This is a genomic window from Streptosporangium saharense, from assembly GCF_014203715.1.
Taxonomy (GTDB): domain Bacteria; phylum Actinomycetota; class Actinomycetes; order Streptosporangiales; family Streptosporangiaceae; genus Streptosporangium; species Streptosporangium saharense.
In genome coordinates this window covers 281,408-307,815 of sequence record NZ_JACHJP010000004.1, presented here as the reverse complement: position 1 = coordinate 307,815, position 26,408 = coordinate 281,408, and the positions used below count along the sequence as shown (strand labels likewise).

General features: G+C 71.1%; 23 protein-coding genes. 11 read left to right on the top strand and 12 right to left on the bottom strand.

Annotation, left to right across the window (positions count from 1 at the left end; all coding sequences use genetic code 11):
- Positions 1-47: 47 nt before the first annotated feature.
- Positions 48-917 carry a sigma-70 family RNA polymerase sigma factor gene (locus tag FHS44_RS21100; RefSeq protein ID WP_184717239.1) on the bottom strand — a complete coding sequence of 290 codons (870 nt, stop codon included), beginning with the start codon at positions 915-917 and terminating at the stop codon, positions 48-50.
- A gap of 75 nt (positions 918-992) precedes the next feature.
- Here FHS44_RS21100 and FHS44_RS21095 point away from each other — a divergent pair, with 75 nt between their 5' ends.
- Positions 993-1,673, top strand: a complete 681-nt coding sequence (locus FHS44_RS21095) for an FMN-dependent NADH-azoreductase (protein WP_184717237.1) — start codon at positions 993-995, stop codon at positions 1,671-1,673.
- On the opposite strand, the gene FHS44_RS21090 is transcribed toward FHS44_RS21095, so the two are convergent.
- Positions 1,663-2,577: a LysR family transcriptional regulator gene (locus tag FHS44_RS21090; protein ID WP_221461106.1), complete on the bottom strand. Its 915-nt coding sequence runs from the start codon at positions 2,575-2,577 to the stop codon at positions 1,663-1,665. The genes FHS44_RS21095 and FHS44_RS21090 overlap by 11 nt on opposite strands.
- 108 nt (positions 2,578-2,685) lie before the next feature.
- Between FHS44_RS21090 and FHS44_RS21085 the strand changes: the two genes are divergently transcribed.
- On the top strand, positions 2,686-3,513 hold the full coding sequence (locus FHS44_RS21085; RefSeq protein ID WP_184717234.1) for an NAD(P)H-binding protein: 828 nt from the start codon (positions 2,686-2,688) through the stop codon (positions 3,511-3,513).
- A gap of 1 nt (position 3,514) precedes the next feature.
- Positions 3,515-4,084 (top strand): anthrone oxygenase family protein, encoded by a 570-nt coding sequence (locus tag FHS44_RS21080; RefSeq protein ID WP_184717232.1) that lies wholly within the window; start codon positions 3,515-3,517, stop codon positions 4,082-4,084.
- Between the two features lie 2 nt (positions 4,085-4,086).
- Here the strand turns inward: FHS44_RS21080 and FHS44_RS21075 are convergent, their stop codons facing one another.
- From FHS44_RS21075 to FHS44_RS21040, 8 genes are all read right to left on the bottom strand, one after another.
- On the bottom strand, positions 4,087-5,346 hold the full coding sequence (locus FHS44_RS21075) for an MFS transporter (RefSeq protein WP_184717230.1): 1,260 nt from the start codon (positions 5,344-5,346) through the stop codon (positions 4,087-4,089).
- The gene (locus FHS44_RS21070) at positions 5,340-6,695 is read right to left on the bottom strand and encodes a circularly permuted type 2 ATP-grasp protein (protein ID WP_184717228.1); all 1,356 of its coding nucleotides are present in this window, start codon (positions 6,693-6,695) and stop codon (positions 5,340-5,342) included. The genes FHS44_RS21075 and FHS44_RS21070 overlap by 7 nt, the downstream gene beginning before the upstream one ends.
- A complete protein-coding gene (locus FHS44_RS21065) occupies positions 6,692-8,515 on the bottom strand; it encodes a phenylacetate--CoA ligase family protein (protein ID WP_184717226.1) in 1,824 nt (607 codons plus the stop codon). The genes FHS44_RS21070 and FHS44_RS21065 overlap by 4 nt, the downstream gene beginning before the upstream one ends.
- Positions 8,512-9,753 carry an ATP-grasp domain-containing protein gene (locus FHS44_RS21060; RefSeq protein ID WP_184717224.1) on the bottom strand — a complete coding sequence of 414 codons (1,242 nt, stop codon included), beginning with the start codon at positions 9,751-9,753 and terminating at the stop codon, positions 8,512-8,514. The genes FHS44_RS21065 and FHS44_RS21060 overlap by 4 nt, the downstream gene beginning before the upstream one ends.
- The gene (locus FHS44_RS21055) at positions 9,750-10,709 is read right to left on the bottom strand and encodes a 3-oxoacyl-ACP synthase III family protein (RefSeq protein ID WP_184717222.1); all 960 of its coding nucleotides are present in this window, start codon (positions 10,707-10,709) and stop codon (positions 9,750-9,752) included. Before FHS44_RS21055 ends, FHS44_RS21060 begins: the two co-directional genes overlap by 4 nt.
- Entirely contained in the window at positions 10,709-11,551 is an 843-nt protein-coding gene (locus FHS44_RS21050) for a TauD/TfdA dioxygenase family protein (RefSeq protein WP_184717220.1), read from the bottom strand. The genes FHS44_RS21055 and FHS44_RS21050 overlap by 1 nt, the downstream gene beginning before the upstream one ends.
- A gap of 31 nt (positions 11,552-11,582) precedes the next feature.
- Positions 11,583-12,773 carry a 5-aminolevulinate synthase gene (gene hemA, locus FHS44_RS21045; RefSeq protein ID WP_246435774.1) on the bottom strand — a complete coding sequence of 397 codons (1,191 nt, stop codon included), beginning with the start codon at positions 12,771-12,773 and terminating at the stop codon, positions 11,583-11,585.
- 486 nt (positions 12,774-13,259) lie between these two features.
- Positions 13,260-14,129 carry an NAD(P)-dependent oxidoreductase gene (locus FHS44_RS21040; protein WP_184717216.1) on the bottom strand — a complete coding sequence of 290 codons (870 nt, stop codon included), beginning with the start codon at positions 14,127-14,129 and terminating at the stop codon, positions 13,260-13,262.
- 121 nt (positions 14,130-14,250) lie between these two features.
- Here FHS44_RS21040 and FHS44_RS21035 point away from each other — a divergent pair, with 121 nt between their 5' ends.
- The 8 genes from FHS44_RS21035 to FHS44_RS21000 all read left to right on the top strand — a co-directional run bounded on the left by FHS44_RS21035 (position 14,251) and on the right by FHS44_RS21000 (position 25,115).
- Entirely contained in the window at positions 14,251-15,819 is a 1,569-nt protein-coding gene (locus tag FHS44_RS21035; RefSeq protein ID WP_184717214.1) for an MFS transporter, read from the top strand.
- Positions 15,820-16,245: 426 nt separating this feature from the next.
- Positions 16,246-17,511 carry a DUF8094 domain-containing protein gene (locus FHS44_RS21030; RefSeq protein ID WP_184717212.1) on the top strand — a complete coding sequence of 422 codons (1,266 nt, stop codon included), beginning with the start codon at positions 16,246-16,248 and terminating at the stop codon, positions 17,509-17,511.
- 29 nt (positions 17,512-17,540) lie between these two features.
- Positions 17,541-19,280 (top strand): hypothetical protein, encoded by a 1,740-nt coding sequence (locus tag FHS44_RS21025; RefSeq protein ID WP_184717210.1) that lies wholly within the window; start codon positions 17,541-17,543, stop codon positions 19,278-19,280.
- The gene (locus FHS44_RS21020; protein WP_184717208.1) at positions 19,277-21,169 is read left to right on the top strand and encodes a hypothetical protein; all 1,893 of its coding nucleotides are present in this window, start codon (positions 19,277-19,279) and stop codon (positions 21,167-21,169) included. Before FHS44_RS21025 ends, FHS44_RS21020 begins: the two co-directional genes overlap by 4 nt.
- Before the next feature lie 37 nt (positions 21,170-21,206).
- Positions 21,207-22,199 (top strand): MinD/ParA family ATP-binding protein, encoded by a 993-nt coding sequence (locus FHS44_RS21015; RefSeq protein ID WP_184717206.1) that lies wholly within the window; start codon positions 21,207-21,209, stop codon positions 22,197-22,199.
- The gene (locus tag FHS44_RS21010; protein WP_184717204.1) at positions 22,199-22,954 is read left to right on the top strand and encodes a hypothetical protein; all 756 of its coding nucleotides are present in this window, start codon (positions 22,199-22,201) and stop codon (positions 22,952-22,954) included. Before FHS44_RS21015 ends, FHS44_RS21010 begins: the two co-directional genes overlap by 1 nt.
- A gap of 17 nt (positions 22,955-22,971) precedes the next feature.
- Positions 22,972-24,363, top strand: coding sequence for a hypothetical protein (locus tag FHS44_RS21005; protein ID WP_184717202.1), 1,392 nt, complete (start codon positions 22,972-22,974; stop codon positions 24,361-24,363).
- Positions 24,363-25,115 carry a glycoside hydrolase family 16 protein gene (locus FHS44_RS21000; protein WP_184717200.1) on the top strand — a complete coding sequence of 251 codons (753 nt, stop codon included), beginning with the start codon at positions 24,363-24,365 and terminating at the stop codon, positions 25,113-25,115. Before FHS44_RS21005 ends, FHS44_RS21000 begins: the two co-directional genes overlap by 1 nt.
- A gap of 3 nt (positions 25,116-25,118) precedes the next feature.
- On the opposite strand, the gene FHS44_RS20995 is transcribed toward FHS44_RS21000, so the two are convergent.
- Together FHS44_RS20995 and FHS44_RS20990 are read right to left on the bottom strand one after the other, a co-directional pair.
- On the bottom strand, positions 25,119-25,688 hold the full coding sequence (locus FHS44_RS20995; protein ID WP_184717198.1) for an NADPH-dependent FMN reductase: 570 nt from the start codon (positions 25,686-25,688) through the stop codon (positions 25,119-25,121).
- Positions 25,689-25,764: 76 nt separating this feature from the next.
- Positions 25,765-26,259: a GNAT family N-acetyltransferase gene (locus FHS44_RS20990; protein ID WP_184717930.1), complete on the bottom strand. Its 495-nt coding sequence runs from the start codon at positions 26,257-26,259 to the stop codon at positions 25,765-25,767.
- Positions 26,260-26,408 lie beyond the last annotated feature (149 nt).

Below are 26,408 nucleotides of genomic sequence, written 5' to 3'. Positions count from 1 at the left end.
TCAAGCCATTAAAAATCTCCACGCGAATGGGTTTGTGGCGCCATTTTTCATGATTCTGTGAAGGAGAGCGTCAGACCCCGGAGACGGGCCGGGTCGGCGATCACCTCGTATTCGGTGATCCTGTCGTTCTCGACCGTGAACGTGAGGGCGAGCAGCAGCCGTCCGTACGGGGCGACCACGGCGCCAAAGGTCCCGTTCACCAGCGCGATCTCGGCGAACCTGGCCCGGCCGCCGAGGACGAGGACCTCCCCCGCGACGGCCCGCGCGCCACGCGAGACGGCCGGGACGCCCCGCGGCAGGGCGGCGGGGTCGGCGCGGCGCACCACCTCCGGGTCGAGCACCGCCAGCAGCGCCTCCATGTCCCCGTCACGAGAGGCGGCGAGGAACGCCTCGACGACCCGCCGACGGCCCGGCTCGACGCCGGAGGGCGCGGGGACGCCCCGGACCCTGTGGCGGGCCCGGCTGGCGAGCTTCTTCGTGGTGGCCGGGGTGCGCCCGACGACCGGCGCGATCTGGTCGAACGGCACGGCGAACAGGTCGTGGAGCACGAACGCGACGCGTTCCGCGGGGGCCAGGGTGTCCAGCACCACCAGCAGCGCCCTGCCGACCGACTCGGCGACCAGCGCCTCCCGCTCGGGATCCCCGGCGTCGGTCACCTCCTCCGACCGGTACCCGAGGGGGTCCTCCCCGCGGGCCGTACGAGAACGCAGCATGTCGAGGCAGACGCGGGAGACGACAGTCGTCAGCCACCCGGCGAGGTTGCCGATCTCCCCGGCGTCCACGCGGCCGAGCCGTAGCCACGCCTCCTGGACGGCGTCGTCGGCCTCCGCCGCCGAACCGAGCAGCCGGTAGGCCACCGCCCGCAGATGCTCGCGGTGCGCCTCGAACCGCCCGGCGAGTTCGTCGTCCCCGGTCACCTTCGTCCCCCGTCCCTCGTCATCCCTATGAGCATGACGAGCGCGACACGACCAAGGTGACACGGGGAGACTCCGATGACCGTCAACGCACAGCCGTCCCTGCTGCGGCTCGACTCCAGCGCCGACAGTTCCGGCGAGTCCGTCAGCAGGCGGCTGACCACGCTGTTCACCGACCTGTGGCGCGAGCGGTACGGCGCCGCTGGATACCGACACCGGGACCTCGTCGCCGAGCCGGTGCCGCCGATCTCCCCGGCCTACTGCGCCCTGGGCAGGCGGGTCGAGGGCAAGGGGCTCGTCCCGCCCGGCGAGGTGGGCGCGCTGGTGGAGAACCCCGAGGAGGAGCGGGAGTGGGCGCTGACGCTGCCGCTGGTCACGGAGGTGAGCACGGCGGACACGGTGCTGCTTGGCGTGCCGATGTACAACTTCTCCGTCCCGGCCTCCCTGAAGGCGTGGATCGACCGGGTGACCTTCCCCGGCGCCTTCCCCGAGGGGAGCCTGCGCCGTACGAGGGTGGTGGTGGCCCTCGCCCGGGGCGGCGCCTATGGACCGGGCACCCCCAGGCGGGGCTTCGACTTCCAGGAGCCCTACCTGCGGGCCTATTTCGGCAACCTCGGGGTGGCCGAGGAGAACCTGCACGTCGTGCGGGCCGAGATGACGATGGCGGACCGGCTCCCCGGCCTGGCCCGCTTCCGGCCGATGGCGGACGCCTCGCTCGCCGAGGCGCGAGCCGTACTGGCCGGGCTGGTCAGCGGTTGATGAGCGGGTCCCGCCTGGTGTTCACGTAGTCCTGGGCGGCCTGGACGAAGGCACGGACGCGGGTGGTCTCCGCCGTGGTCCGCCACAGCAGCCGCCACTCGAAGGCGGCCCCGTCGGTGAGCGGGACGTAGGCGACGTCGGGCCGCGCGTCATACTCCGCGGCGTGGGTGGGAACGGGGAAGACCCCCTTGCCCGCCCCGACCAGCGCGCACATCTCCTGGATCGTGCTGAAGTCCGGTCCGCGCGTGATGAGCATCCCCCTGGGCGTACGGCGTGGCACCAGGGCCTCGTCCACGAAGTCAGGCAGCAGGCGGGGGCGCAGCACGTTCTCGTGGGCGAGGTCGTCGAGGGTGACCGATTCGCGCCGGGCGAAGGGGTGCCGGGCCGAGACCGCGAGCAGCGGTTCCTCCCTGAACAGGATCGGGCTGGCGCTGAGCCCCGAGCCCTCCGGCGGCGAGAGCGCGGCGACCAGGAGGTCGATCCTGCCCTCGTCGAGGGGGGTCGTGCCGTCGCTGTAGGCGTTCTCCCTGACCTGGACCTGGCAGGTGGGGTTGCGGGCGTGGAAGACGTCGGCGACCTCGAAGAGGAAGCGGCCGACGGCGGTGCCGATGAACCCGACGCACAGCGTCCCGTCGATGCCCCGGCCCGCGGCGACCGCCCTGGCGACGCCGTCCAGGATCTGCTGGTAGGCGGGGGCCAGGTCCTCGTGCAGGCGACGGCCGACCGGGGTCAGCTCGACCCTGCGGCTGGTCCGCTCGAACAGCGGGACCCCGATCCGGCGCTCCAACTGCTTGATCGTCTGGCTGACCCTGGCCGTGGACACCCGCAGGTTTTCGGCAGTCCTGCCGAAGTGCAGTTCCCTGCCGAGTTCCAGGAAGATCTCTATGTCACGCCGCTCCACCACGCCCCCGATCGTCAACGTGTGGGTTAACGAACGTTGCGGAACATGGCGTTGTTCCCGGTTTCGGAGTGAATGATCCTTGAGGGGTCAGACTGACTACGGGGGGACATCATGAGCGACCACACGCCGACACTGGTCCTGGGCGGCACCGGCAAGACGGGCAGCCGCGTGGTGCGGCGCCTGACGGAACGCCACCTGCCGGTGCGGATCGGCTCCCGCTCGGGCGGCGTCCCCTTCGACTGGGAGAACCCGGCGACGTGGGCCCCCGCCCTCCAGGACGCGCGGGCGGTCTACGTCTCCTACTACCCGGACCTCGCGGCTCCCGGGGCGCCGGAGGCGGTTGGCTCCTTCGCCGAGCTGGCGGTCTCCCTGGGCGCGCGGCGGCTGGTGCTGCTGTCCGGCAGGGGCGAGGAGGAGGCCAAGGCCGCCGAGGACGCGGTGCGGGCCTCGGGAGCCGAGTGGACGATCCTGCGGGCGAGCTGGTTCGCCCAGAACTTCAGCGAGGGCCACCTGCTTGACCCGGTGCTGTCCGGCCAGGTCGTGCTGCCCGTGGGCCAGGTGCCCGAGCCGTTCGTGGACGTCGAGGACATCGCCGACGTCGCGACCGCCGCGCTCACCGAGGACGGCCACGTGGGCGAGGTCTACGAGCTGACCGGCCCCAGGCTGCTCACCTTCGCCGACGCGGTAGCCGCCATCGCCGAGGCGTCGGGCCGCGAGGTGACCCTCACCGGGATCTCCGCCGAGGACTACGCCGCCGCGCTGCTCGCCGAGGGAGTCCCCTCCGAGGTCGTCGAGCTGCTGACCTACCTGTTCACCACCGTGCTCGACGGCCGCAACGCCCACCTGGGCGACGGCGTACAGTGCGCCCTGGGGCGGCGGCCCCGCGACTTCGCCGACTACGCCCGCGCGACCGCCGCGACCGGGGTCTGGAACACCTGAGATGATCAAGATTCTGCAGACGGTCTCCCTGCTGGGAGCTACTGTCACCACCGGCCTCATGGCCGGGCTGTTCGCCGCCTTCTCCTACGCCGTGATGCCCGGCCTCGCGCGCTCGCACGACCGCACCTTCGTCGAGGCGATGCAGCGGATCAACGTGTCCATCGTCAACGGCTGGTTCATAGTCTGCTTCCTGGGCGGCCTGGTGTTCACCATCGCGGCGCTGGTGCTGCACCTGAGCACCGGCAGGGAGCTCCTGCCCTGGATCATCACGGCCCTCGTGCTGTACGCGGCCATGTTCGTCATCACCGCCGCCGTCAACGTGCCGCTCAACGACCAGCTCGCCAGGGCGGGCCATCCCGGGGACATCGCCGACCTCGCCGCCGTACGGCAGGCGTTCGAGGCCAGGTGGGTCACCTGGAACGTGGTCAGGGCGGTCGCCAACGTCGCCGCCTTCGCCGCCCTGACCTGGGCCCTCGTCCTGCACGGCCGGGCCACCGCGCCCCCCGCCCCGGTCCAGCCCTCCGGCGCCACCCATGCCGTGCCGTACGGCCAGGCACCCGGCACGCGCTGAGGTCAGCTCTCCTGGGGCGCCTCGATCACCGAGGGCCAGCGGAGCAGGGCGGGCAGTGTGAGCAGGGCGACGGTCAGGTGCACGATCCCGCCGATCACCCAGGGGGCCGTCAGGCCGTAGGCGGCGGCGACCAGGCCTCCGGCGAGGGCGCCGAGCGGCAGCGCACCGAAGGCGATCATCCTGGTCGCGCTGCCGACCCGGCCCATCAGCCGGTTGGGGACGAGTCGCTGACTGAGCGACTGGGCCATCACGTTCCACACGGACAGGCCCGCCGACCAGACGCCGAACAGCGCGACCACGACCACGGGCTGTCTGCCGAACAGGCCGATGGCCACCAGGCTCAGCGCGCTGGCGACCGAGACGCCGATGACGACGGAGCGGGTGCCGAAGTGGGCGACGACCCGGCGGCTGACCAGGCCCCCGACGACCCCGCCGATCGCCATCGCGGCCACCAGGATGCCGTAGCCCGCGTCCCCGACGCCCAGGACGTCCCTGGCGAACAGGACGGTGATCGACTGGGCCATGAAGACGCTGAAGTTGCTGGTCGCGGCCAGCAGGACGACGATGCGCAGCACCCGGTGCCGAGCCAGCCAGCGCACGCCCTCCATCATCTCGGCCACCACCCCGCGCCGCTCCTCGGTGGCTCCCGGAACGGGAGTCACCCGGAAGTGGCCCGCGGCGTTGCGGATGCGGGAGATCAGCACGATCGAGACGACGTAGGTCACGGCGTTCGTCCACAGCGGCAGCGGGACGAACAGTACGAACAGCGCCGAACCCAGCGCGGGACCGAGGAACATCCGGCCCAGCGTCTCGGCCGTCACGTTGCGCCCGTTGGCGGTCTCCAGGTCGGCGCCGCGCACGACCGTGGGGATCAGCGCCCTGCTCGACCCCATGAAGACGATGTCGCCCGCGCACAGCCCGAACGCCAGGATGTAGATCATCCAGATCTGGGTGCCGCCCAGCGTCACGACCAGCGCGACCGTGACGAGCAGCAGCGTCTGGATGGTCTGGGCGCCGATCATCAGCAGGCGCCGGTCGTAGCGGTCGACGATCACGCCGCCGACCAGGGCGAGCAGCAGCCAGGGCAGCTCGGTGGCCAGCGGCACCCAGGAGATGAGCCGGGGGTCGTCGGTCAGCTTGCTCGCCAGCAGCGGCAGGGCGGCGATCACGACGCCCTCGCCGAGCGTCTGGATCGAGTAGGCCGACAGGAGGTAGTGGAAGTTGCGCCCGAGACCCCTTTCCTCCTGCCGTACGGTCACCACGACTCGGCCTCCTCAACCGCGTCGGGGTAGGTGAAGACGCCCGCCACCCTGGTCTTCGTGCCCGGACCCATCGCCCTGATGTCCACCTGGCCGACCTTCTGGAAGCGGCAGCCGCCGCCCCCGTAGCCTCCGGCCGGGGTGTAGTACAGTCCCCAGCAGGCCTCCCACGGTTCGACGCGGCCGGTCACCGGATCGACGACCGGCTCGTGGCGCGGCACGACCCGCTCCTGGACGATCGCGCCCCGCTCGGCCCCCTCGCGCAGGGCCCGCAGCCACTCGCGCTCCCCGACCTCCCACCCCGCCGTGATGCCCCGCCCGCTGTAGGCGTCGTTCGGCTTGAGGATGAGGCGCTCCCTGCGCTCCACGTACTCGTCGAGCGGATCCGAGGCTCCCAGGGAACGCGTCCAGGGAAGCACCCGGTCGATCAGCTCCCGCTCGTCGGCGGACAGCCGTACCCCGAAGCGAGGGTCTGACAGCAGCGTCATGCAGCCCTTCTGCCGGTAGATCTCCGTCTCCAGCGGGGTCCAGATGACGACGCGCCCCTCCTCGTGCGCCGCGAGGAGCCGCTCGGTGAGCAGGAGGCTCTCAGGGTGGTCGACGACCTGGTCCACCTCGAAGACGCGGTAGACCACGTCGACCGGGGTGCCCCGGAACAGGACCCTGCCGTTCGCGAAGCTCAGGTCGGTGATCTCGCCCAGGTGGCAGTCGAGGCCGAACTCGCGCAGCAGCCGGTGCAGCGGACGCCAGGCGACGCCGTAGTCGGCGAGCCCGCCCTCCCCCTCGATCAGGGCGACCACCGGGTCCCGGCCCCCGGTGACGGTCGCGCCCACCTGGCGCAGGGCCTCGGCGACCTGCTGCGGGGCATCGGTGAAGCGCAGGCGGTGCCGTTCGGCGAAGGCGCGCAGCGCGTCGTAATCGAGCATGGCCCGGGTCGCGGGGCCGACCCATTCGAGGCCGCCGGTCTCGCTTGTGGCGTTGAACTCCAGGATTTTGAACGACTCGCCGTCGTGGTAGGCGTCGATGCGGCCGAAGCGGTACGGCGTGACCCCGCCGAGGCGGCGCATCAGCCGTGCCCTGCGCGGTTCGATGCCCAGGGCCGCGCAGAGCCGGTCGAGGTCGCCGTCGAAGAGCCGCTCGGGCAGCGTCATGAGGATGTCCACGGCGCGGACCGTGTCGTCGGCGAACCGGTTCAGCTCGCCCTCGCCGACGAAGACGGGCCGGTTCAGATACCTACGGTCGATGCTGGCCAGGTACGGGAAGCGCTCCTCGTCGTGCAGGTCGATCTCCGCGAGGGGACTGCCACCGCGTAACAGCTCCTCGTTGTACAGCTCCGTGAGGCGATTGGTCATGAGGCCGCTCCAACGCGCCGGTCGATCACCGGTCTGACCTTCCCGCTCACCGGGTTCCTGGGCAGGCCGCCCTCCGGGTGGCACTCCACGACCAGCCGGAACACGTCGAGCCCGTCGCCGAAGGCGTGACGGTCGCTCAGCGCCTCGAACTCGCTTCCCAGCAGGTGACGCACCTTCTCCGGGTCGAGGTCGAGGGGCGACTCGGTACGGACGATCACCGTGTCCGTACCGTCGCTCGATGTGATCTCGACCTGGAGCCGGGAGACCTGGAAGACCGAAAGCGCCGTGAGGATCTCGTCGTAGAGGACCGTGCGGGCCTTGACCTTGATGAGGCCGTCCGACCTGCCGAGATACTCAAGGAGCCTGCCGGAGACCCCGCAGCCGCACGTACGGCTGGGCAGGATGCGGCCGACGTCGCCGATCCGGTAGCGGATCAGCGGCCCCTCGAACTTCTGCAGGGCCGTGACGAGCAGGTGGCCCGGTTCGCCCTCCGGCACCGGGTTGTCCTCCTCGTCGACCACCTCGATCAGGTTGTAGTCGTCGCAGAGGTGGTGCAGCGTGCCCTCAAGGCCGGGGCACTGGTAGCCGAGCTGGGCGCCGTCGTTGGCCGCGACGATGCTGGAGATCACCCGGACCCCGAGTCGCTCACGCAGCCACGCCTTGTCGGTCTCGGTCATCGCGGTGCCGCCGTAGACGACCTTCTCCAGCCGCAGTTCCGGCTCGCGTGACTTGGCCTCGCGCAGCAGGGGCAGGATCAGCGCGGGCTGGCCGACGACGGCGTTGACGGAGAAGTTCCGCACCAGCGCCAGCACGTCCTCGACGGTGATGTGCTGGCCTGTCGTGTAGCCCTCGACCGGCATCCGCGACAGCTCACAGCTACTGGTGATCAGGCCGCCGTAGAGGCTGCCGCCGAACAGGGCGTTGACCACCCGGTCGCCCTTCTCAAGGCCGACGCCGTACAGGACGGGCACGGCCTCGCGCACCATGTTGGACCAGTCGGTGAGGGAGTAGACGATGTAGCGCGGCCCCCCGGTGGTCGCCCCGCTGCGCAGGACCTCACCGCTGGGCGCCGCGCCGCTGGACAGGTCCCGGCTGACCGGCGGCGCGTGGGCGTCGAGCGCTGCCTTGTCCAGGATCGGCAGCCGGGTCAGGTCCTGCTTTCCTGTGACGGGCGGCAGGTCCCGGTAGTAGGGAGTACGGCGGGCCCGCCCGGCCAGGTAGCGGAGCTTGGCCCCGATCCTCCCCGGCTCCTCGGCCACGTCCCGGCCCCTGGCGACGGCCAGGGAGACCCCGGCCAGGTAGTCGCGGGTGAACAGCCGCCCGACCCACCCCGCCCTGGCGTCGGCGGCGAGCACGGCGGCCTGCCGCGCGGCCTCGGTGGGGAAGGCGCCCCTGACCCGGGGAGGCGGCACCTCGAAGGGCGGCCCCGCCGTACCGTCGTCGAGGGTCGTCACCGTGACGTCGGGCAGCGGCACGTCCGCGCCGGTCAGCAGGCCGGCCACCGCGAGCCAGAGGTCACGGCGCCCGGTGCGCACGACGACCCGGTTGCCGGTGGCCAGGCCGTACAGCAGGCCGCGCAGGGTCGCCTCGGGCTCGTCGTCGTCGAGCGGGACCGTGCCGACGGGGGCGAACTCCTCGACGTCGCCGTCGGGCAGGGAACGCCACGGATACTGGCCGAGGCCGTCGAACAGCTCGTCGAGGGCCTCGGTGAGCGCCTCACCGTTCAGCAGGCCGGTCAGCCCGTGCTCGGCGAGGACCTCCGGGGCGTGCCGTTCGGCGTGCTCGACGGCCAGCAGCAGGTCGGTCGGGTAGTGCCTCACGCGGCGCCCCCCGGCCTGACGAGCGGGGCGCTCTCCGGCCCGGCGGGCGGGGCGCTGCCCGGTCTGACGAGCGGGGCCAGGATGAACTCGCCGAGGATCTGCCTGAGCACGCCGGGGTCGGGGTGCGACGCCTCGATGAAGACCGGGATCTCCCACTCCTGGTAGGAGATGTGGTCCGGCAGCGGCTGCCTGCCGTCCAGGCTGTGCACCTTGTCCACCCACGGGTGGTTACGGATGTGGTCGGGCACCTCGACCTGGTAGCCGTCCTCCGGCCTCAGTTGGTGGCCGGGGAAGATGGCGAAGCCGTGGTAGCGCCCGCTGGCGGGCTGCGGCTGCGGCCTCGGCCAGCCGAGCCGGATGGCGATCTCGTGCGAGGGCAGGTGCACCCCGGTGTGGCGCAGGTGCGAGGTCACGATGCCCGCGCCGCCGAGCCGGTTGGCGACCTCAAGGAAGACCAGCTCCTGCTCCTTGGTCTCGAAGAACTCCAGGTGGACGCAGCCGGTGTCGATCTCCAGCGCCTTGAGCACCCGTTCCGCGAAGGCCCGGTGGCGCTCGTCGTGCTGGATCTGGTGCGAGGCGATCGGCGTGCCCTGCGCGAAGTCCAGCGGCGTGCGCACGCACCTGCTGAACACGACGTTGACCAGCTCGCCGTCCTGGACCAGCCCGTCGGCGTGCAGGACGTCGCCGTCCACGTACTCCTCAAGCTCGAACCCGCCGGGGTCGTCGAGCGCGCGGCCCGCGGCGAGCGCCGCCTCAGCCGTCTCGTGGATGACGACCTCCTTGCTCGACGCGCCCTGCCTGGGCTTCAGGACGGTCCTGCCGGTCCACGGCAGCGAGCCTTCCTCGGGTACGGCGTCGGCCGCCACGAAACGCGGGTAGCGCACCCCCGAGCCTTCGAGGGCCTCCTTCATGCTGACCTTGTCGCGCACCCGGCGCAGCCGTTCGAGGGAGGGGCCCTCGATCCCGAGGTGGCGCCGTACCCGCCAGCCCAGCAGGACGCCGTCCTCCGACAGCGACAGGAGCTGCTCGAACCCCTCGGAGGGGGAGACGTTCTCGATGATCCACCCGGCTAAGTCGTCGCCGGGACCGACCTCGAACCGCTCGCAGCGCAGCCCCTCCGGCAGTTCGGCGATCCGCTCGGCGCGGCCGACGTAGGTGACGTCGTGCGCCTCGTGGTCGATGGCGAGGTGGTAGTCGATCTTCCGGTAGGGAACCTGGTGGACGACCAGAATCTTCATTCTGCGTACTCCAATGCGGTGACACCCCAGCTGAAGCCCATGGCGCTCGTGGCCAGGAGGATCAGGTCCCCGCGCCGCAGCGCCCGCCGTTCCCTGAGCCCGTCCAGGGCGATCAGGGTGTCGGCGCCTCCCATGTGGCCGAGCCTGTCGTAGTTGAAGACGCTCCTGTCCTGCGGCAGTCCGAGCTCCCGCAGCAGCCGTTCGTGCATCCTCCGGTCGCCCTGGTTGATGAGGAAGTGGGCGACGTCGTCCCTCTTGCCGCCGACGGCCTTGAGGGTCTCCTCGACCAGCCGGGTGAAGTTGTCCACGTAGGCGTCGGCGAGCCCGGGACGGTGCGGTCCCCTGCGGATGACCAGGCGCCCGTCCCGCTGCTCGCCGTAGTAGTAGTCGGCCCAGCTCGGGTCGGTCCGCGTCGCGGTGTGCAGCACCTCGAAGGCCGTGTCCCGTCCCGACAGCAGTACGGCCGCCGCCGCGTCGCCGAAGTTGAACAGCTCCTTGGACGCGGGGTCGGCGTAGTCCACCAGTTGGCCGAGGCGGTCGGCTATGAGCACCAGCGCGTACCCGTCGCCGCCCCCGGCCAGCCGGTCGAGGGCGATCCTGATCGCGACCGTGCCCGCGTTGCAGAAGTTGGCCACCTCGAAGCAGTGCGCGTCGTCGATGCCGAGTTCCGCGGCCACCTTCGCGGCCGGTGACCAGAACGGGACGTCCCACTCACCGGAGCCCGCGAAGATCACCTGCCGGACGTCCCCTGGGCGCGTCGCCGTACGGCCGAGCAGGGCTTTGGCCGCCTCGGCGGCGAGCTGCCAGGAGCTCTCCTCCTCCCCCAGGACGGGGAACCCGTCGGTGTGGGTGATCTCCCTGATGGCCTCGACCGGCACGCCGGACTCCCGGTGCATCCGGTGGACGCTGACCCGCGCCCGGGGAAGGCGAACCTCGAAGTCGACGATGCCGCCCATCAGTCACCGGACTGGATGCTGACGCGGTGCACCGTACGGCCGACGCCCGGCTCGACCGCGGTCGCGCTGTGGTAGGTCGTGGCCGTCTTCCAGATGACCAGGTCGTTGGGGGTCCAGCGGTGGGTGTAGACGTGCTCGGGGTCCTGGATCAGCTCGTCGACGACCGCGAAGAAGGCAGCGTTCTCGTTGGCGTCGAAGCCGATCACCGAGTCGAGATACTCGGGCGAGCCGTACAGGTAGGGGCGGCCAGTGAAGGGGTCCTCGCGCACGAGGGGGTGCTCGACCTTGGGGTGCTCGATGTCGATCAGCGCGCGGAACTCGGCGACGGACAGGCCCACGTGCTCCTTGCCGATCCGCAGGCGCTTGTTGACGGTGGCCAGGGCGTTCCTGCCGGCGATCTTGCGCTTCCAGTCCTCGGGGAGGCGCTCGTAGACGTCCACGGCGTTGGCGTAGAGGGTGTGCCCGCTGGTCGAGGGCACGTTCACGCCGTGCAGCATCGTGTAGGGCGCCGGGTTGGAGATGTAGGAGGAGTCCTGGTGCCAGAAGTTGCCGACCCTGGCCACCCCGACCGGCTTGTTGTTCTTGACCTCGTTCGAGGAGATCATGATCTCTTCGAACTCCGGGTGGCGATACTCCTTGAGCAGGAAGGGGACGGGCTTCCCGAGGCGCCTGGCCAGGGTGATCTGCTGTTTCGGCGTCAGTTCGATGCCACGGACGACCACGAGTTCGCGGCGCCGCAGGTTGTCGACGAGCTGGTCGAAGAGTTCGGGGCGTTCGAGTTCCTCGTAGGTGACGTCGGTCAGCTCGGCGCCGATGAACGGGGTGATCTCGTGGAACGACATTGTTCTGTCCCTCTCGTCTGGTTCGGGGTGCTCAGGAGTCGAGACTTTTGCGCAGGGCCGCGACGAAGTCGTCGATCTGCTCGGGGGTTCTGAAGGGCGGGACGGTGATCCGGAAACGCTCCGCGCCCTTGGGGACCGAGGGGTAGTTGATCGGGGTGACGTAGACGCCGTGCTCCTCAAGGAGCACCCGCGCCACGTGCCTGATGCGCTCGGCGCCGGGGACGAGCACCGGGACCAGGTGGCTGTCGGCGTCGAGGAAGCCGATCCCGGCGGCGCTCAGCGCCTGTTTCAGGTACCGCACGTTGTCGGCGAGCGCGCGCCTGAGGGCGTCGCCGTTCTGGACGAGCTCCAGGCTCCTGATGGTGGCGTCCAGGCTGGAGTGCGGCAGCGAGGTGGTGAAGATGAACCCGGGTGCGTGGGAGCGGACGTAGTCCAGCGCCCCGTCGGGGCCCGCCACGTATCCCCCGACCGTCCCGAAGGCCTTGCTGAAGACGCCCTGCACGAAGGTCGGCCTGGTCTCCCCGGCCTCCTCGCACACCCCGGCGCCCGTCGGACCCCTGCTGCCGACGGCGTGGGTCTCGTCGACGAAGGTCAGCGCGTTGTACCTGTCCGCGAGGTCGCAGATGGCGCTCACCCGGGACACGTCGCCGTCCATCGAGTAGATGGACTCGAAGACGATCAGCTTCGGGCGGTCGTGGTCGTGCTCGGCGAGCGCCCGCTCAAGGTCGTCGAGGTCGTTGTGCGGGAAGATGTGCTTCGCGCATCTCGTACGGAGGATCCCCTCGATGAGGGAGCGGTGGTTCTTGGCGTCGGAGAAGACGACGATGTCGGGGATCGCGGAGATGACGGTGCTCAGCGTCTCGAAGTTGGCGACGTAGCCGCTGGAGAAGACCAGCGCGCGTTCCTTGCCGTGCCAGGCCGCGAGTCTGCGTTCGAGTTCGACGTGGGCCGCGCTCGTGCCCGCGATGTTGCGTGATCCGCCGCTGCCGGTGCCGTGCTTGACCGTCGAGTCGAGCTGCGCCCGGATGATCTCCGGGTGCTGGCTGAGCCCGAGGTAGTCGTTGCTGCACCAGACCTGGATCCGGTCCGTGTCGTGTACGGCGTGGCCCTGATCGGCGGCCAGGTGGGAGAAGGAGACGAAACTGCGGTACAGCCCGTTCCGTTTGAGTTCCTCGATTTTCCTGGGAAATATCCCCAGCAGTGTGTTCGTGTGCTCGGTCAACGTCTGCATGATGATTCGACCCCGATTTCTGGAAAAGTCGGCATACGGCGTTCATGCAACAAACGCGAGAATCCAGCGGCCCCGGCCCCGGGGGCACGCGACGCGGGAAACAGGACGGGTCAGACGGCTCCCCGTACGGCGTGCTCTCTCAGCCCTCGGTACAGACTCGACAGGCGGCGGACGCGCCACCGGCTTCCAGGCGGGACGTCACCGTCCCGCGCACGCCGGAAAGATCAGCTCTCGGTCTTGCCATCGATCTCGTCGCCCCTATCGCGAGAGTGGCCACGGAGGTGCTGTCCCACACAGAGTCCCTAAACAGGGATATGTGCGCATTTCCTGCTTTACCTACACAGACAGTAGGGATGTTGGGAATTCCTGTCAAGGATGGATTTGTAGTCCATCACACCCTTGTCCGTGTCACCGATTGGAAAGGTCCTTGTCACCTTTCACAGAAGGAACGCCGTTATTCGCCGAAATTTCCGGTTCTCACCTGGAGGGTTCCGGACGGCGGCGGACCAGCTCGACGACGGCCGCGATGTCACGGTCCGCCCAGCCGTTCTCCGCGGCCTCCGCGTAGCGCTCCTCGACCAGCCGGGCCACGGGCAGGTCAAGCCCGAGGGACTCGCCCAACTCGACCGCCAGCCGTACATCCTTGGCACCCAGAGGAGTGGTGAACCAGCCCTTGTGGTCACCGTCGAGGACGTCGTCGAGCCGGTTGTGCAGGGCGGGGGCGACGGTCGGCCAGCGCCGCAGGAAGTCACGCAGCCTCGCCGGGTCCACCCCGGCCGCCTGCCCGGCCGCGACCACCTCGGCGAGCACGGCGAGCCCGGCCATGAGCAGGTAGTTGTTCAGCAGCTTGAACGTCAGCGCGCCACCCGGGTCCTCGCCGCAGTAGTGCTGGACGGCGAACAGGTCACGCCAGACGGGGTCGAGGTCGCGGGCGTACTCCTCCTCCCCGCCGAGCAGCACCGTGGCCTGACCCTCGACCACGGCCTGCGGCCCCCCGACGACCGGCGCGGCGACGAAGCGGCGGCCCGGCGCGAGGTCGCGCAGCTCACGGGAGGTGGAGGGGGAGACGGTGCTCATGTCGGCGATGACCGTCACCTCGTCGGGGCCCAGGGCCGCGAGCCGTCCCATGACGTCGCGGCTGGCCCGGTCGTCGGCGAGGGACATCAGCACGACCTCGGCGTCCCGCGCGGCGTCCAGCGGCGAGGGGACCTCGGCCGCGCCCGCGTCGACGACCTCCGCCGCCCTGCCCGGCGTACGGTTCCAGACCCGCACCGTGTGACCACGGGCGAGCAGCCGCTGGGCCATCGCCCTGCCCATCCTGCCCATCCCGAGCACCGCCACCCGCATGGTCTTTCCCCCGTCCCCGTTCCCGCCTACCGGAGGGCTTCCCTGATCCGCGCGGGCGCAACCGGGCGGGCCGTCAGCGTCCGGTCAGCGTCCCGTCAACGCCGTCACCGAGGCTCCTCGCATGATCTCCTCCTCCCGCCGGTGGGGCACGCTGGTCGTCGCCTGCCTCGCCGTCGTGCTCCTCAGCATCGACCTCACCGTGCTCCACCTGGCCGCGCCGAAGCTGGTCCAGGACATGCGCCCCTCCGCGACCCAGTTCCTGTGGATCGTCGACGTGTACGGCTTCGCCCTGGCCGGGCTCCTGATCACGATGGGCAACGTCGGCGACCGGATCGGACGCAGGAAGCTGCTGTTGGTCGGGCTCGTCGCCTTCGCCGGAGCCTCCGCGCTGACGGCCTACGCCCCGACGCCCGAACTGCTGATCGCCGCCAGGGCGCTGCTCGGCGTCGCGGGCGCGACCGTCATGCCCTCGACCCTGTCGATCATCCGCAACGTCTTCACCTCCCCCCGCGAGCGGGCCACCGCGGTCGGCATCTGGAGCAGCGTCTCCGCGCTCGGCTTCGCCCTCGGCCCGGTGATCGGGGGCGTGCTGCTCGACCACTTCTGGTGGGGGTCGGTCTTCCTGGTCAACGTCCCGGTCGCCGCGCTGATCGTCGTCGCGGGCGCCCTCATCCTTCCCGAGTCGCGCAACCCGCGTCCCGGGCGGCTCGACCTGGTCAGCGTGCCGCTGTCGATCGCCGGGGTGATCGCGGTGATCTACGCGGTGAAGAACGCGGCGCACGACGGACTCACCGCGCCGGGCGTCCTGGTCGCGGCGGCGGTCGGCGTGGTCGTGCTCACGCTGTTCGTCCGGCGCCAGCGGCGGCTCGCCGAGCCCCTCATCGACGTGCGGCTCTTCCACCACCGCGCCTTCTCCGGGGCGGTCGGGGCCAACGTCGTGTGCATCTTCTCCATGCTGGCCGCCTCGCTGACCTTCGCGCAGTACTTCCAGCTCGTCCTGGGATGGTCGCCGCTGGCCTCGGGACTGGCGAGCCTGCCCGGCGGGCTCGGCGCCGCGGTCGGGGGTGCCCTGGCCTCCCCGCTGGTCGGCCTCCTCGGCAGGGCGCGGGTCGTGGCCCTCGGGCTCGCGCTCGGCGCGGTGGCCTTCGTGCTCTACAGCGGGTTCGGCACGGACACCGGCTACCCCTACATGCTGCTGGCCATGGTCGTCGCCGGGTTCGGCAACGGCTTCACCTTCGCCGTCACCGGTGACACCATCCTGGCCTCGGTCCCCAGGGAACGGGCCGGGGCCGCCTCCGCCATCGCGGAGACCGGCCAGGAGATGGGCGGGGCGCTGGGCATCGCCGTGCTCGGGAGCGTGCTGAACGGCGCCTACCGCGACGGCCTCCACCTGCCCTCCGGGGTGCCCGGTCAGCTCGCGGGGCAGGTCGGGGAGTCGCTCGGCGGGGCGCTGGAGATCGCGGCCACGCTGCCCGCCCAGGTCGCCGACGCCCTCGTGCGGGCCGCCAGGCTGGCCTTCCTCGAAGGGATGCGGACCACCCTGGTGACCGGGGCCGCGCTGCTGGCCGTACTCGCGGTGGCCGTGCTGTTCGCGCTGCGCGGCGTCCCCAGGGAGATCCCCGAGGTGGTCCTCGACGACGCGGGCCACGCCGAGGACGAGCCCGCGACCGTCCCGGGGTTCGGGAAATAGGGACAGGACCTAATTGTCGTGTTCAGCTCGCCCGATCGGGCACCGCGAATGGGACACGGGCCATTCCCGGTGCCCTCCGGAGGCCGGGGACGGCACCCCACGGTTGGAAACGATTTCACGATCCCCGCTCCCGAGACGCCCGGGGGCGGGAAAACGGAAATACAACGCAGGAAGAACGTAAACCCCGCTTCAGGGAAATATCCGATCAACAGCAAATAGCCCAGACCAGCACAAACCCTGGCTCGCAAACCTCTCCAGAGAGGTTCCGGCGCCCCCGGCGCGGCCTCGGCACACGACCACAAAGGAGGGGTTTCGGACAGCACCTATCTCGGGTTATGTATTATTTATAACTTAATAACCATAAGTGCCGATTACCATTGCGCTTTACCTTCCCAATGGATCACGGTCAGTCTAATATTTGGACCTATGTCATGGCGTGCATCAGATTTCCCAGAAGAGGAAGCCTGGCCCCCCGGTCGTGGCGGCGCTTCCCCCGGAGACGAATCTGAGCACGAGTCCGACTGGCACCCCGAGAGCCTGCCGACCTTCAACTGGCGCCGCGCCGTACTGTTCGGAACCCTCTCCGTTGTCGTCGCGGGCGCGGGCATCTGGCTGATCAGGGCCAACTCCGCGACCCCGCAGACCCTCGTGGCCGACCCCTCCCCGCAGACACCCGCCGCGGGCTGGGGTACGGCCTCGCCGTCCCCCTCGGAGACCCCTGCCCCCTCGGCCTCCATCTACGTCGACCGCAGCGGCACCGGCGAGCGTCCCTCGGAGCCCGCGCCGACGGGCAAGACCTCCATCGGATCGACCGCGGAGCCCAAGGCTCCCCAGTTCACGGTCCGGCAGGCCTACCGCGTCCACGGCTCCTACCAGAAGGGCCTGTCGTCGGTCCAGTCCCGGATGGACGAGGCCGCCATGGGCAAGCTCGAAGCCGGACTGGCCGTCGAGATGACCAGGGCGAGCTTCAAGACCGCCAGGTTGCAGGGCGAGTCGGTCGCCTCGGGCACCTGGCCGAACCCGCAGGTGTGGGTGCCCCGGCACGTCGAGGGCTCCCCCGACTGGTTCGTCGCGGTCGCCCACGAGACCGGCATCGCCAGGGTCGTGGACGTGATGAGCTCGACCCCGTCCGGCTGGCGCCTGGTCGCCTCGGGGGCCGACACCCGCGCGGTGCTGCCCCCCTTCCCCAAGATCGCGACAGACGCGGAGGGATACGCGACCAGCCTGCCGGAGAACGCCACCGGCCTGGTCGCGACCCCGCGCCAGATCGCCGAGCAGCACCTGGCGAGCCTGGAGAGCGTCAAGCCCGACAAGAGGTTCGAGGACGGTCCGTGGACCAGCGAGACCGTGAAGTTCTGGCAGCAGGAACGCGCCCAACTTGAGGACGCCGGGTGGATCCTCAGCCTGACCTACCGTCGGGAGGGCCCGATCCGGGCGTTGCGGACCGGGGACGGGGGCGCCCTGGTCTGGTACGCGGCACGCTCGACCGACACCCGCATGGCCGAGCGCGCGGGGGCGAAGGTCACCCTCAAGGGTTCGGCCGCCGTCCGCACGCGCAACAAGGCGTTCACCCACTCGGCGAGCGCCACCTATGGACGGATGTACGTGACATATGTACCCCCCGCAGGCTCCACAGACCCGGTCCGCGTGCTGGGTGAGTGGAGCGAAGTCCTGGAGAGCCACGGCGACTGACGTCCCACCGGGAGAAGAGGAACGCCCATATGACACCCTCACGTAAGCCCTCACGTGCGACGGTGATCACCGCGAGCATCGCGATCGGCGTGTTCGGTGCCGGCGCCGGGCTGGGAACCGTCATCGCCGCCCGCTCCGCGCCCCCCGCCGACCAGGCCGTACGGCTGGCCGCGGGCACCTACCACCTGGACGAGGTCGCCCAGGCATGGAAGGCGGGTGACGATCCCGTCCCGCTGTCCGGCTCCGACGCGGGCAGCGCGATCACCGACAAGGGCCTGCTCGGCACCGTCGCGGGCGCGAAGGTCTGCCTGACCGCGACCGCGGACGGGCACGCCGTCTCAGGCGGCGCGGGAGGCTGCATCGGCCTGCCCGTGCTGGCCAGCGCCACCGCCCCGCTGCAGCGCCCCGGCAACCCCAAGACCGGGGCCGTCAAGGACACGACGCCGCCGAAGGCACCGGCGGCGACGGTCAAGCCCGTCAAGAACGACACCCCCCCGAAGGACACCGGGGGCGGAAACAGCGGCACCACCAAGAAGGCACCCGTCGCCGCGCCGGTCCAGCCCCAGAAGACGACCGCCAACCCCGCCCCGAAGGCACCGGCACCCGCGCCTCCACCGGCACCGACGAAGAAGGTCACCGGCGGCATCGCGGACAACGGCAGCGTGATCGACAAGCCCGCGACCCTCGCGGAGAAGCCGAAGCTCGACATCGCCGCGGACGCGCCGAAGGTCGCCGACCGGGACGAGAAGCCGCAGCCTGACTCTCCCCCGCAGGCGAAGGCGGCCAAGCCGACCGGCACCCTCAAGCCCGCCCTGCCCAACAGCACGGCCAAGCCGGTCACGCCGAACACCACCAAGCAGAAGACCCCCAGCGCGATCAACCAGCCCCTGGCCGCCACGCCCAGGCCCACGGTCAGGCCGTCCAAGCCGCACTACGGCCCCGGGGGCAAGCACCAGAAGCCCACGCAGAACGGCGGCGAGTACGGCCAGCCGTACACCCCGGACCAGGCACCCCAGCAGGCGCCCAACCAGTCCGTGCTCCAGGCCCCCACGGGCCAGGGCGTCGAGACGCTGCCGGTCTTCAAGGACCCGGAGCTGCTCAAGCGGGCGCAGGAGGCGCTGGGGCTCGACAAGAACATGCGCTACACCGACGAGAACGGCGTCTGGGACCTCAACATCGCTCCGCCCGGCACCCCGCCGTGCCGTGACTACTCCCAGGACGAGCTGCGCGAGCTCGGCGCCGACCAGGAGGGCGCGGTCATCCCGCGCGACTCGTGCCAGTGGCCCGCCTTCGTCCGCTGGCTCTACGCCGAGCCCGCGCCCGGCGAGGTCAGCAACTGGACCAAGTTCACCGGCCTGCCCGAGCGGAACCTGGAGTTCGTGGTGACGGACCAGGCCCCCGCCCAGTCCCCGCAGGCCCCCGAGCAGCCCGCCCAGCAGGACCAGCAGGACCAGCAGCCGGGCCAGCAGGGCCAGAACGACCAGTACGACCCCTACGGCCAGGCTCCCTACGGCCAGGACCAGCCCAACCAGTCCGGCAAGCACAACCAGCCCGGTCAGGACGGCAAGTACGGCAAGCAGCCCGCGACGCAGCCCGACCAGTCCGGCGGCCTCGTGCCCGCCCAGCCGCAGCCGGAACAGCACAAGAGCCGCCCCGACCAGCAACGGCGGGAGACCCCGTCCGACGCCGGTCCCTACGAGACCCGGCGCTACATCAAGAGCGGACCCGGTCAGGTCGAGCCGGACCAGGACGGGCACACCGGACCATGAGCACCTCCACCGGCGCCGGGCGTGTCACGCCCGGCGCCGGCGAGGGGGCGACGTGGGTGAGCGAGCACGGCGCGCACCTGCTGGACTACGCCTCCTCCCACCTCGCCTCAGGCCGGGCGCTGCCCGCGGTCGCCACCGTGCTGGCCACCTGCCTGGCCGAGGCGTCCCCGCCCGAGGGGATCGGCGTCAGGGGACGGCTCTTCTCCGTCCTGCGGCGTGACTGCCTGACCTCCCCCGAGCACCAGGAGCGCTACGTCCCCGACACGGGCCCCGGCATGCCGGACGAGGAGGTCACCGAGCGCGTCTGGTCGCTCGTCGAGCCCCTGGGCACCGAGACGCTCAGGCTGATGTATCGCCACGGACTCACCACCGAGGACCTCTCCCACGTCCTGGCGCTGCCGGTCGAGGAGGTGACCCAGCTCGCCACCCGCACCCAGGACCTCCTGGAGATCCTGGCCAGCGGGCTCGACGCGCTCGCCAACCACCGCCGCACCTGCCCCGACCTGGGCCCCCTCGTCGAGCGGATCTTCCCCGAGGAGGAGTGGACGGCCGCCGACATCGACGAGGAGGCGCGGGCGCGCCTGATATCGCACATGGTGAAGTGCCCGGTGTGCGCGCGGCCGATCAACATCCGCTACACGGTCCCGCAGATGGTCTCCCACCCGCGCATCCGCTCGCTGCCCCCGAAGATCCGGCGCCGCCTCCTCGACACCCTCCCCGAGCCCCCGCCCCAGGCCCCGAAGCCCCCGCCGAAGCGCACCTCCGGAACCACCATCGGCTCCCCACCCGGGTCCGCGCCCAGGTCCCCGGCCGCGTCTCCGGCCGGGACCTCGCCCGTGCTCGCCGCGCCCACCGCCACCCCTACCGCCAAGGAAGCCGTCACCGGCACCCGGCCGCGTCCTGGCAGGCAGGACCGATCCACACTGCCCTACCAGCCCGTCCGTTCGGGAGACGCGAGCCGTACCGAACCTCGGGAGCGCGCTGACCGCCGGGATCGTCCCGCGCCCGAGGGGGAACCCGACCGGCGTGACCGCCGGGACCGCTCCATGCCGTACGGCCCAGCCTCGGGGAAGCGTTCCCCCGAGCGGCACGGGGATCGTCCGACGCTGCCGTCCCTGCCCGCCCTGCCTCCGGCGAAGGCCCCAGAGCCCCCCGAGCCCTCGAAGCCACCCGCGCCTCCGGCGCAGAACACCCCGCTCTACGACGCCCTCACCCAGGCGTGGGCGAAGCGTGAGACGGACGCCTCGGCCACCATGCCGTCCCTGCCGACGGTCCAGCCGACGGCCCAGAAACGTGACAGGAAGGGCGAGCCGTACGACACCGAGGGCTATCCCCTCTCGGTCCGCGTCCTTGAGGCGCTGGCGCCGCTCGGGACGTGGGTCAGGAACACCACCGTCAAGGTCGTGATCGTCGTGGTCGCGGGCGCGACGGGCACGCTGCTGGGGATGAACCTCCTGGCGCCCGTGATGGGGTCGCGGGACCCGGTGACCTCCCTGCGGACGACCACGGAGAGCCGCACCCCGGACCGGCCAACGGCCTCGCCGGAGGTGACCTTCCCCGGGGCCGAGGCGCCGGGGTCGACCTCGGGAAGGTCGGGAGGGCTCGCGGAACGGGTGCGCGTCCCGCCCCTGGTGACGCTCGACGAGTTCGGCCAGGGGAACATCCTGCTCACCGTGACGGGCTCCCCCCTGCGGTGGCGGGTCACGGCTCCCGGACTGACGGTGCGCCCTTCGAGCGGCACCTCGCGGCCGGGGCACCCGGATGTGATCACCCTGCGCGCCCACCGGATCCGCCACTGGTGCGGTACCCCCTTCACCGCGACGACCTCCCTGACCGTGCACGGACCCGACGACTCGATCACCACCACGGTGCGCTGGCAGACCTGCTGACCTCCCCGCTTCGCCCTTTGTGAAAGGACCCCTGGCCATGACGGAGACGTCCCCCCAGATCCAGGCTTCGCCGCCCCCGCAGGGCGAACCGTTCCAGGAGACGGTCCCCCTCACCGCCGAACACCTGCTCATCAACCGGCGCCCGGAGCCGACCGGAGGCTGGCGCCGCCTGGTGTGGCAGCTCTCCGGGGGGCGGATCACCCCCGCCGAGTCGGCCGCCGAGGTGGAACGCCGCACGCTGATCGCCCAGGCCCAGACGCCGGTCGCCAGCGGCCACCACAGAATCGCGGTGATGAGCCTCAAGGGCGGGGTCGGCAAGACCACCACGACCGTCGCCCTCGGCAACACCCTGGCCTCCCTGCGGGGTGACCGGGTGATCGCCATCGACGCCAACCCCGACCGGGGCACCCTCGGGCTGAAGGTCAAGTCGGAGACCGCCGCGACCATCCGCACCATGCTCGCCGAGGCGCCGCACATCGTGCGCTACGCCGACGCCCGTGCCTTCACCTCCCAGTCCCCGGCCCGGCTTGAGGTCCTCGCCTCCGACAGCGACCCGGCGGTGAGCGAGGCGTTCGACGCCGACGACTACCGGACGGTCGCCGGGCTCATCGAGCGCTACTACTCGATCTGCATCACCGACTGCGGGACGGGACTGCTGCACGGCGCCATGGGGGCGACGCTCGAACTGGCCGACCAGATCGTGCTGGTCAGCCTGGTCGCCGTGGACGGCGCCAGCTCGGCCGCCGCGACGCTGGACTGGCTGACCGCCCACGGCCACTCCGAACTGGTCAGGAACGCCATCGTGGTGCTGAACGCCGTCGAGCCCAAGTCCGACGTGGACGTGGACCTGCTCGAACGGCACTTCGCCTCCCGCTGCCGCTCGGTGATCCGCGTGCCGTACGACCCGCATCTCAAGGAGGGCGCGGAGGTCGATCTTGTACGGCTGCGCCCGACCACCAGGGGCGCCTACCTGCGTCTGGCCGCCGCCGCGGGTCAGGCGTTCGGCCAGCGCCAGGACCGGAGCCGCTAGTGGGCAAGAACGGCGACCTGGACTGGGATCTCGGTCCGCCGCGCAACAACCGCCGGATGGTCCTCGTCGTCGTCTCGATGGTCGGGGCGATCCTGCTGGCTGCCGTGATGTGGCGTGTCGTGGGAGGCGGCCAGGAGCCCCAGGTGGTCTCGACGGTCTCCACCGCCGAGGACGGCGGCGGGGGCGTCGTGCTCGCACAGCCCTCCGGCTACGAGAGCGAGGCGGGCTATCCCGTCGGGTTCCCGCACACGGACCTGGGGGCGGCCTCGGCCGCCGCTGCGGCGCTCGAAGGCGCCTGGACGCTGGACGTCGCCCAGGCCGAGCACGCCGCCGTCCTCTACGCCCCGCCCGAGCAGCGGGAGACGGCCCTGGCCGGGGCGCGGGCCGCGGTCGCCGGGTGGCGCCAGACGCTCGGCCTGCCCAGGACCGGGCCGCTGCCCGAGGACGCCGCGATGCGGACCAGGACGATCGGGATCCAGTGGCGTCCCCGGTCGAAGGACCTGGTCCAGGTCTCCGTCCTGGTCCAGGTGACCGCGACCAAGGGCGTCGGGGACACCGACCCCACCTATTCGAGCCCGTTCGCCATGAACCTGCTCATGAGCTGGAACCCCACCATGCGTGGCCCGAGCCAGGGTGACTGGGTCAACATCCCCGACCCGGTCACGACCACGGTGCCCCAGGTCGCCCTGCCCGGTACCCCCGAGTTCACCGCCGCGGGATGGAAGCCCCTCGCCGGTTCCGACCCCACCCCCTAGATCGAGGAGGACCGCCCATGCCCCGACGCATCCCGTCCCGGCGCGTCACCCTGATGTCAGGTCTGCTGCTCGCCGGGGTCTCGGCGACGGCCGGAGCGGTCGCCGCCCATCCCTGGAGCGCGCTGGCCGAACCCGCGGGCGAGAGCTCGTCGGGCGAGAGCTCGTATCCCTCCCAGCCGACTCCCCAGGCCGAGTCGGACAGTTCCTCGCTCTCCGACGCTGAGGGGTCCTCGGTCTCCGACCCGTCATCGTCATCGTCGTCAGCGTCGGAAGAGTCGGGGGAGGACGCCGGTTACTCCCCGAAGAAGCCGGCCAAGGGGCCCGTCTACGAGGACGACGGGGGGAACGACACCGGGAAGCCCGGCAAGAAGTCCTCCCAGGAGAAGCACTTCGTCGCGGAGAAGCCCGTCGCGCACGACAAGGGCGGCCCGGCGCAGAAGTCCCCCAAGACCACGGCTCAGAAGGCCCCCGCGCAGAAGGCTGCTCCGGAGAAGGCGTCTTCTGAGAAGGCGTCTTCTGAGAAGGCCGCGACGCTCTCCGCCGACGAGCCGGTGACCCCGCAGGAGACCCAGGCCCCCACTCCCGCCGCCACGGTCAGCGACGAACCCGCCGAGACCCCTGCGCCGACCCCTGCGCCGACCGTTCCCACCACGACGCAGAAGCCGGACGAAGGCCCGTCCACGGAACCCGCCGAAACCCCGAAAAATCCGGAAACCAAGAAGCCCGAAGCGAAGAAGCCCACCCCGAAACACACCGACAAGCCCGACAAATCCGGCAAGGGCAACAAGGGCGACAAGCCCAGCGAGCAGGACGACAAGAAGGCCGACGCGGAGAAGGCACAGAAGAAAGCCCAGGCCCAGAAGAAGGCGCAGAAGCCGAAGCCAACCCCCAGCCCGGAGCCGACGCCTCCCGGCGAGGAGGAGACCCAGGTCCCGGCGGCCATCCAGAGCCCGACTCCGAGCCCCAGCCCGACCCCCACCACAACGCCGTCCCCGACACCGACCGCGACCGCCGTACCCACCGCCTCCCAGAGCACGCCCCCGGCTGTGCCTTCGACAGTGCCGACCACGAGCGCCGCCCCGGTGCCCTTCCCCTCGTCCCCCTTCTCCCCTGTCGTCGTCCCGCTGCCGCCGCTGCGGCACTCCATCGGCTCGGGCGTCTGCGGCACCGACCAGCTCGCCGCGTGCTGGAGCCTCGGGCCGTGGCGCAGCCGTACCGCCGAATTCCCCCTCGCCGCGTCGAACACGCCGCAGTCGGCGGCCGTGACCTCCCGCTGGGCCTTCGGACCGCCCACCGGGTATGACGGCCGTCCCCCGAACCCGTCCGGGACCTGGTCGCCGAAGGCGCCGGGTTGCTGGAGCTTCAGTCCCTCCGCGCTCTGCGCCAGACCACAGGAGCGGCGTTCCTGATGTCCAGGTCGAACCTACGATTAGCCGTGCTCAGCCTGGTGGCCGCGCTCGCGGTGAGCACCCTCACCGTCGCGCGGGGCCAGGTGACTTCCGGCGCCGACTGCTCCCCCTCGGAGAACGCCGAGGCCCTCGGCTGGGGGACACCCGCCTGGTGCGCCGAGTTCGACGACTACCTCGACGAGAACGAGTGGGTCGTCTACGACTCCGAGGGCCACGCGGGCAACGGCCGCCGCTCCCCCGACCAGCTCTTCCTCGGCAACGGCGCCCTCTACCTGTACGGCCGCGCCGACGGCACGACGGCGGGGCTCGCCGCCCGGCACGTCCAGACCTACGGCCGCTGGGAGACCCGCATCAGGCTGTATCCGGGCGCCGGGTCCTACCACCCGGTCGCCCTGCTGTGGCCGCAGGAGGGCGGCGGGAACGTGCGCAGCTCGACCGGGGAGGAGGTGGACTTCCTTGAGGTCATCAACGACCCGGAGCGGCAGCGCCCCAACTTCTTCCTGCACACGCCGCAGGGCCAGGAGCAGGCGCACGCCGAGGTGGACATGACCGACTGGCACACCTACGCCGTGGAGAACACCTCGGAGGGCGTCGTCGGCTATCTCGACGGCCGGGAGTGGTTCCGCTCGCGGAACGCGGCCCACAGCCCCATGTCCGCCTGCCTCCAACTCGACTGGTTCCCCGGCGAGGGCGAACAGGGCGAGGCCTGGATGGAGGTCGACTGGCTACGCGTCTACCCTCTTGAGTCATGACCCTCAGGTCGTGTACGGCCTGGCCCGGCGTCCCTCGCCGAGGGTCGTCGCCCACCAGATGAGCTGGTCGAGCATGACCTTGACCGCGCCGTCCGCGCCGTCGCCCCCGGTCGCCCGGCCCTCGGCGTCGAACAGCACGGGGGTCTGGTGGAAGCTCACCGTGTCGCGCAGGGACACCACGTGCAGCTCGGCGAAGACGAGGCGGAGCTGCTCGACCGCGCGCAGACCCCCGGAGCGCCCGCCGTACGAGACGAAACCGACGGGTTTGGCGGCCCACTCGTGGCGGACGGCGTCGATCGCCAGCTTCAGGCAGGCGGGGTAGGCGTGGTTGTACTCGGGGGTGATGACCACGAAGCCGTCGGCGGCGCCGATCCTGGCGGCGAGCGCGGCGGCCTCCTGCCCGGTGTCGCCCGTCAGGGACGGCTGGGCGGGGGGCAGTGGGGTACGGCTCAGCTCCATCACGTCGAGGCGCAGGTCGGTCCGCCGCCCGGCCTGCGCGAGGAACCACCGGCCGATCGTCGTGCCGACACCGCCCTCGCGGGGACTGGCGATGATCACTGCGATGTCCAGCACGCTGGCCTCCTCCGGTGCACGGCTCGTACCCCAACCGTGCAACCTCAAGCAGACTTGAGGTCAACCGCGACGTAGGTCACAGTCGGATCTGTAGAACCTGTCCCGGCCACTCGCCGACCGCGAAACGCTCGGTCCTGGTGAAGCCCTGGCTCTCGTAGTAGGCGACGAGACGGCCGTCGTCCCCGGCGTAGCAGTCCACCCGCAACAGCACGGCGCCGCGTTCGAGCGCCTCCTGCCGTGCCCTGGCCAGCAGGGCGGCACCGACGCCGTGTCCGCCGAAGCGCCGGTCGACCACGAGTCCCTGGACGTACAGCTCCGGCTCGGGCGCGGGCTCCACGTACTCGACGGCGGCGCCGAGCACGAGGCACCCCGCGGGCTCGCCGTCCACCTCCGCCACGCGCATCCCGCCGGAGAGCGCCCAGGAGGTGATCCGCTCGATGCGGGCCGGGTCCTCGGAGAAGGGTCTGTCCCCCCACTGTCCGGTACGGCCCCGCTCCGTCAGCCAGGCGACCGCGCTGTCGAACATCGCCAGGACCGCGGGGACGTCCTCCGGCAGCCCATCACGGATCATCACCGGCGGATCGTAACAGGCCGCCGAAGTCCCCACGGAAGCCAGAGGTCGGGGCGTGAGGCGTTATCACGCGCTACCCTGCCGATCGGCGGGCGTGCCGGTCCTGCTCGCCGTTCTGGGCAGATGTGGTGATTCCCGGTTCTTATCCC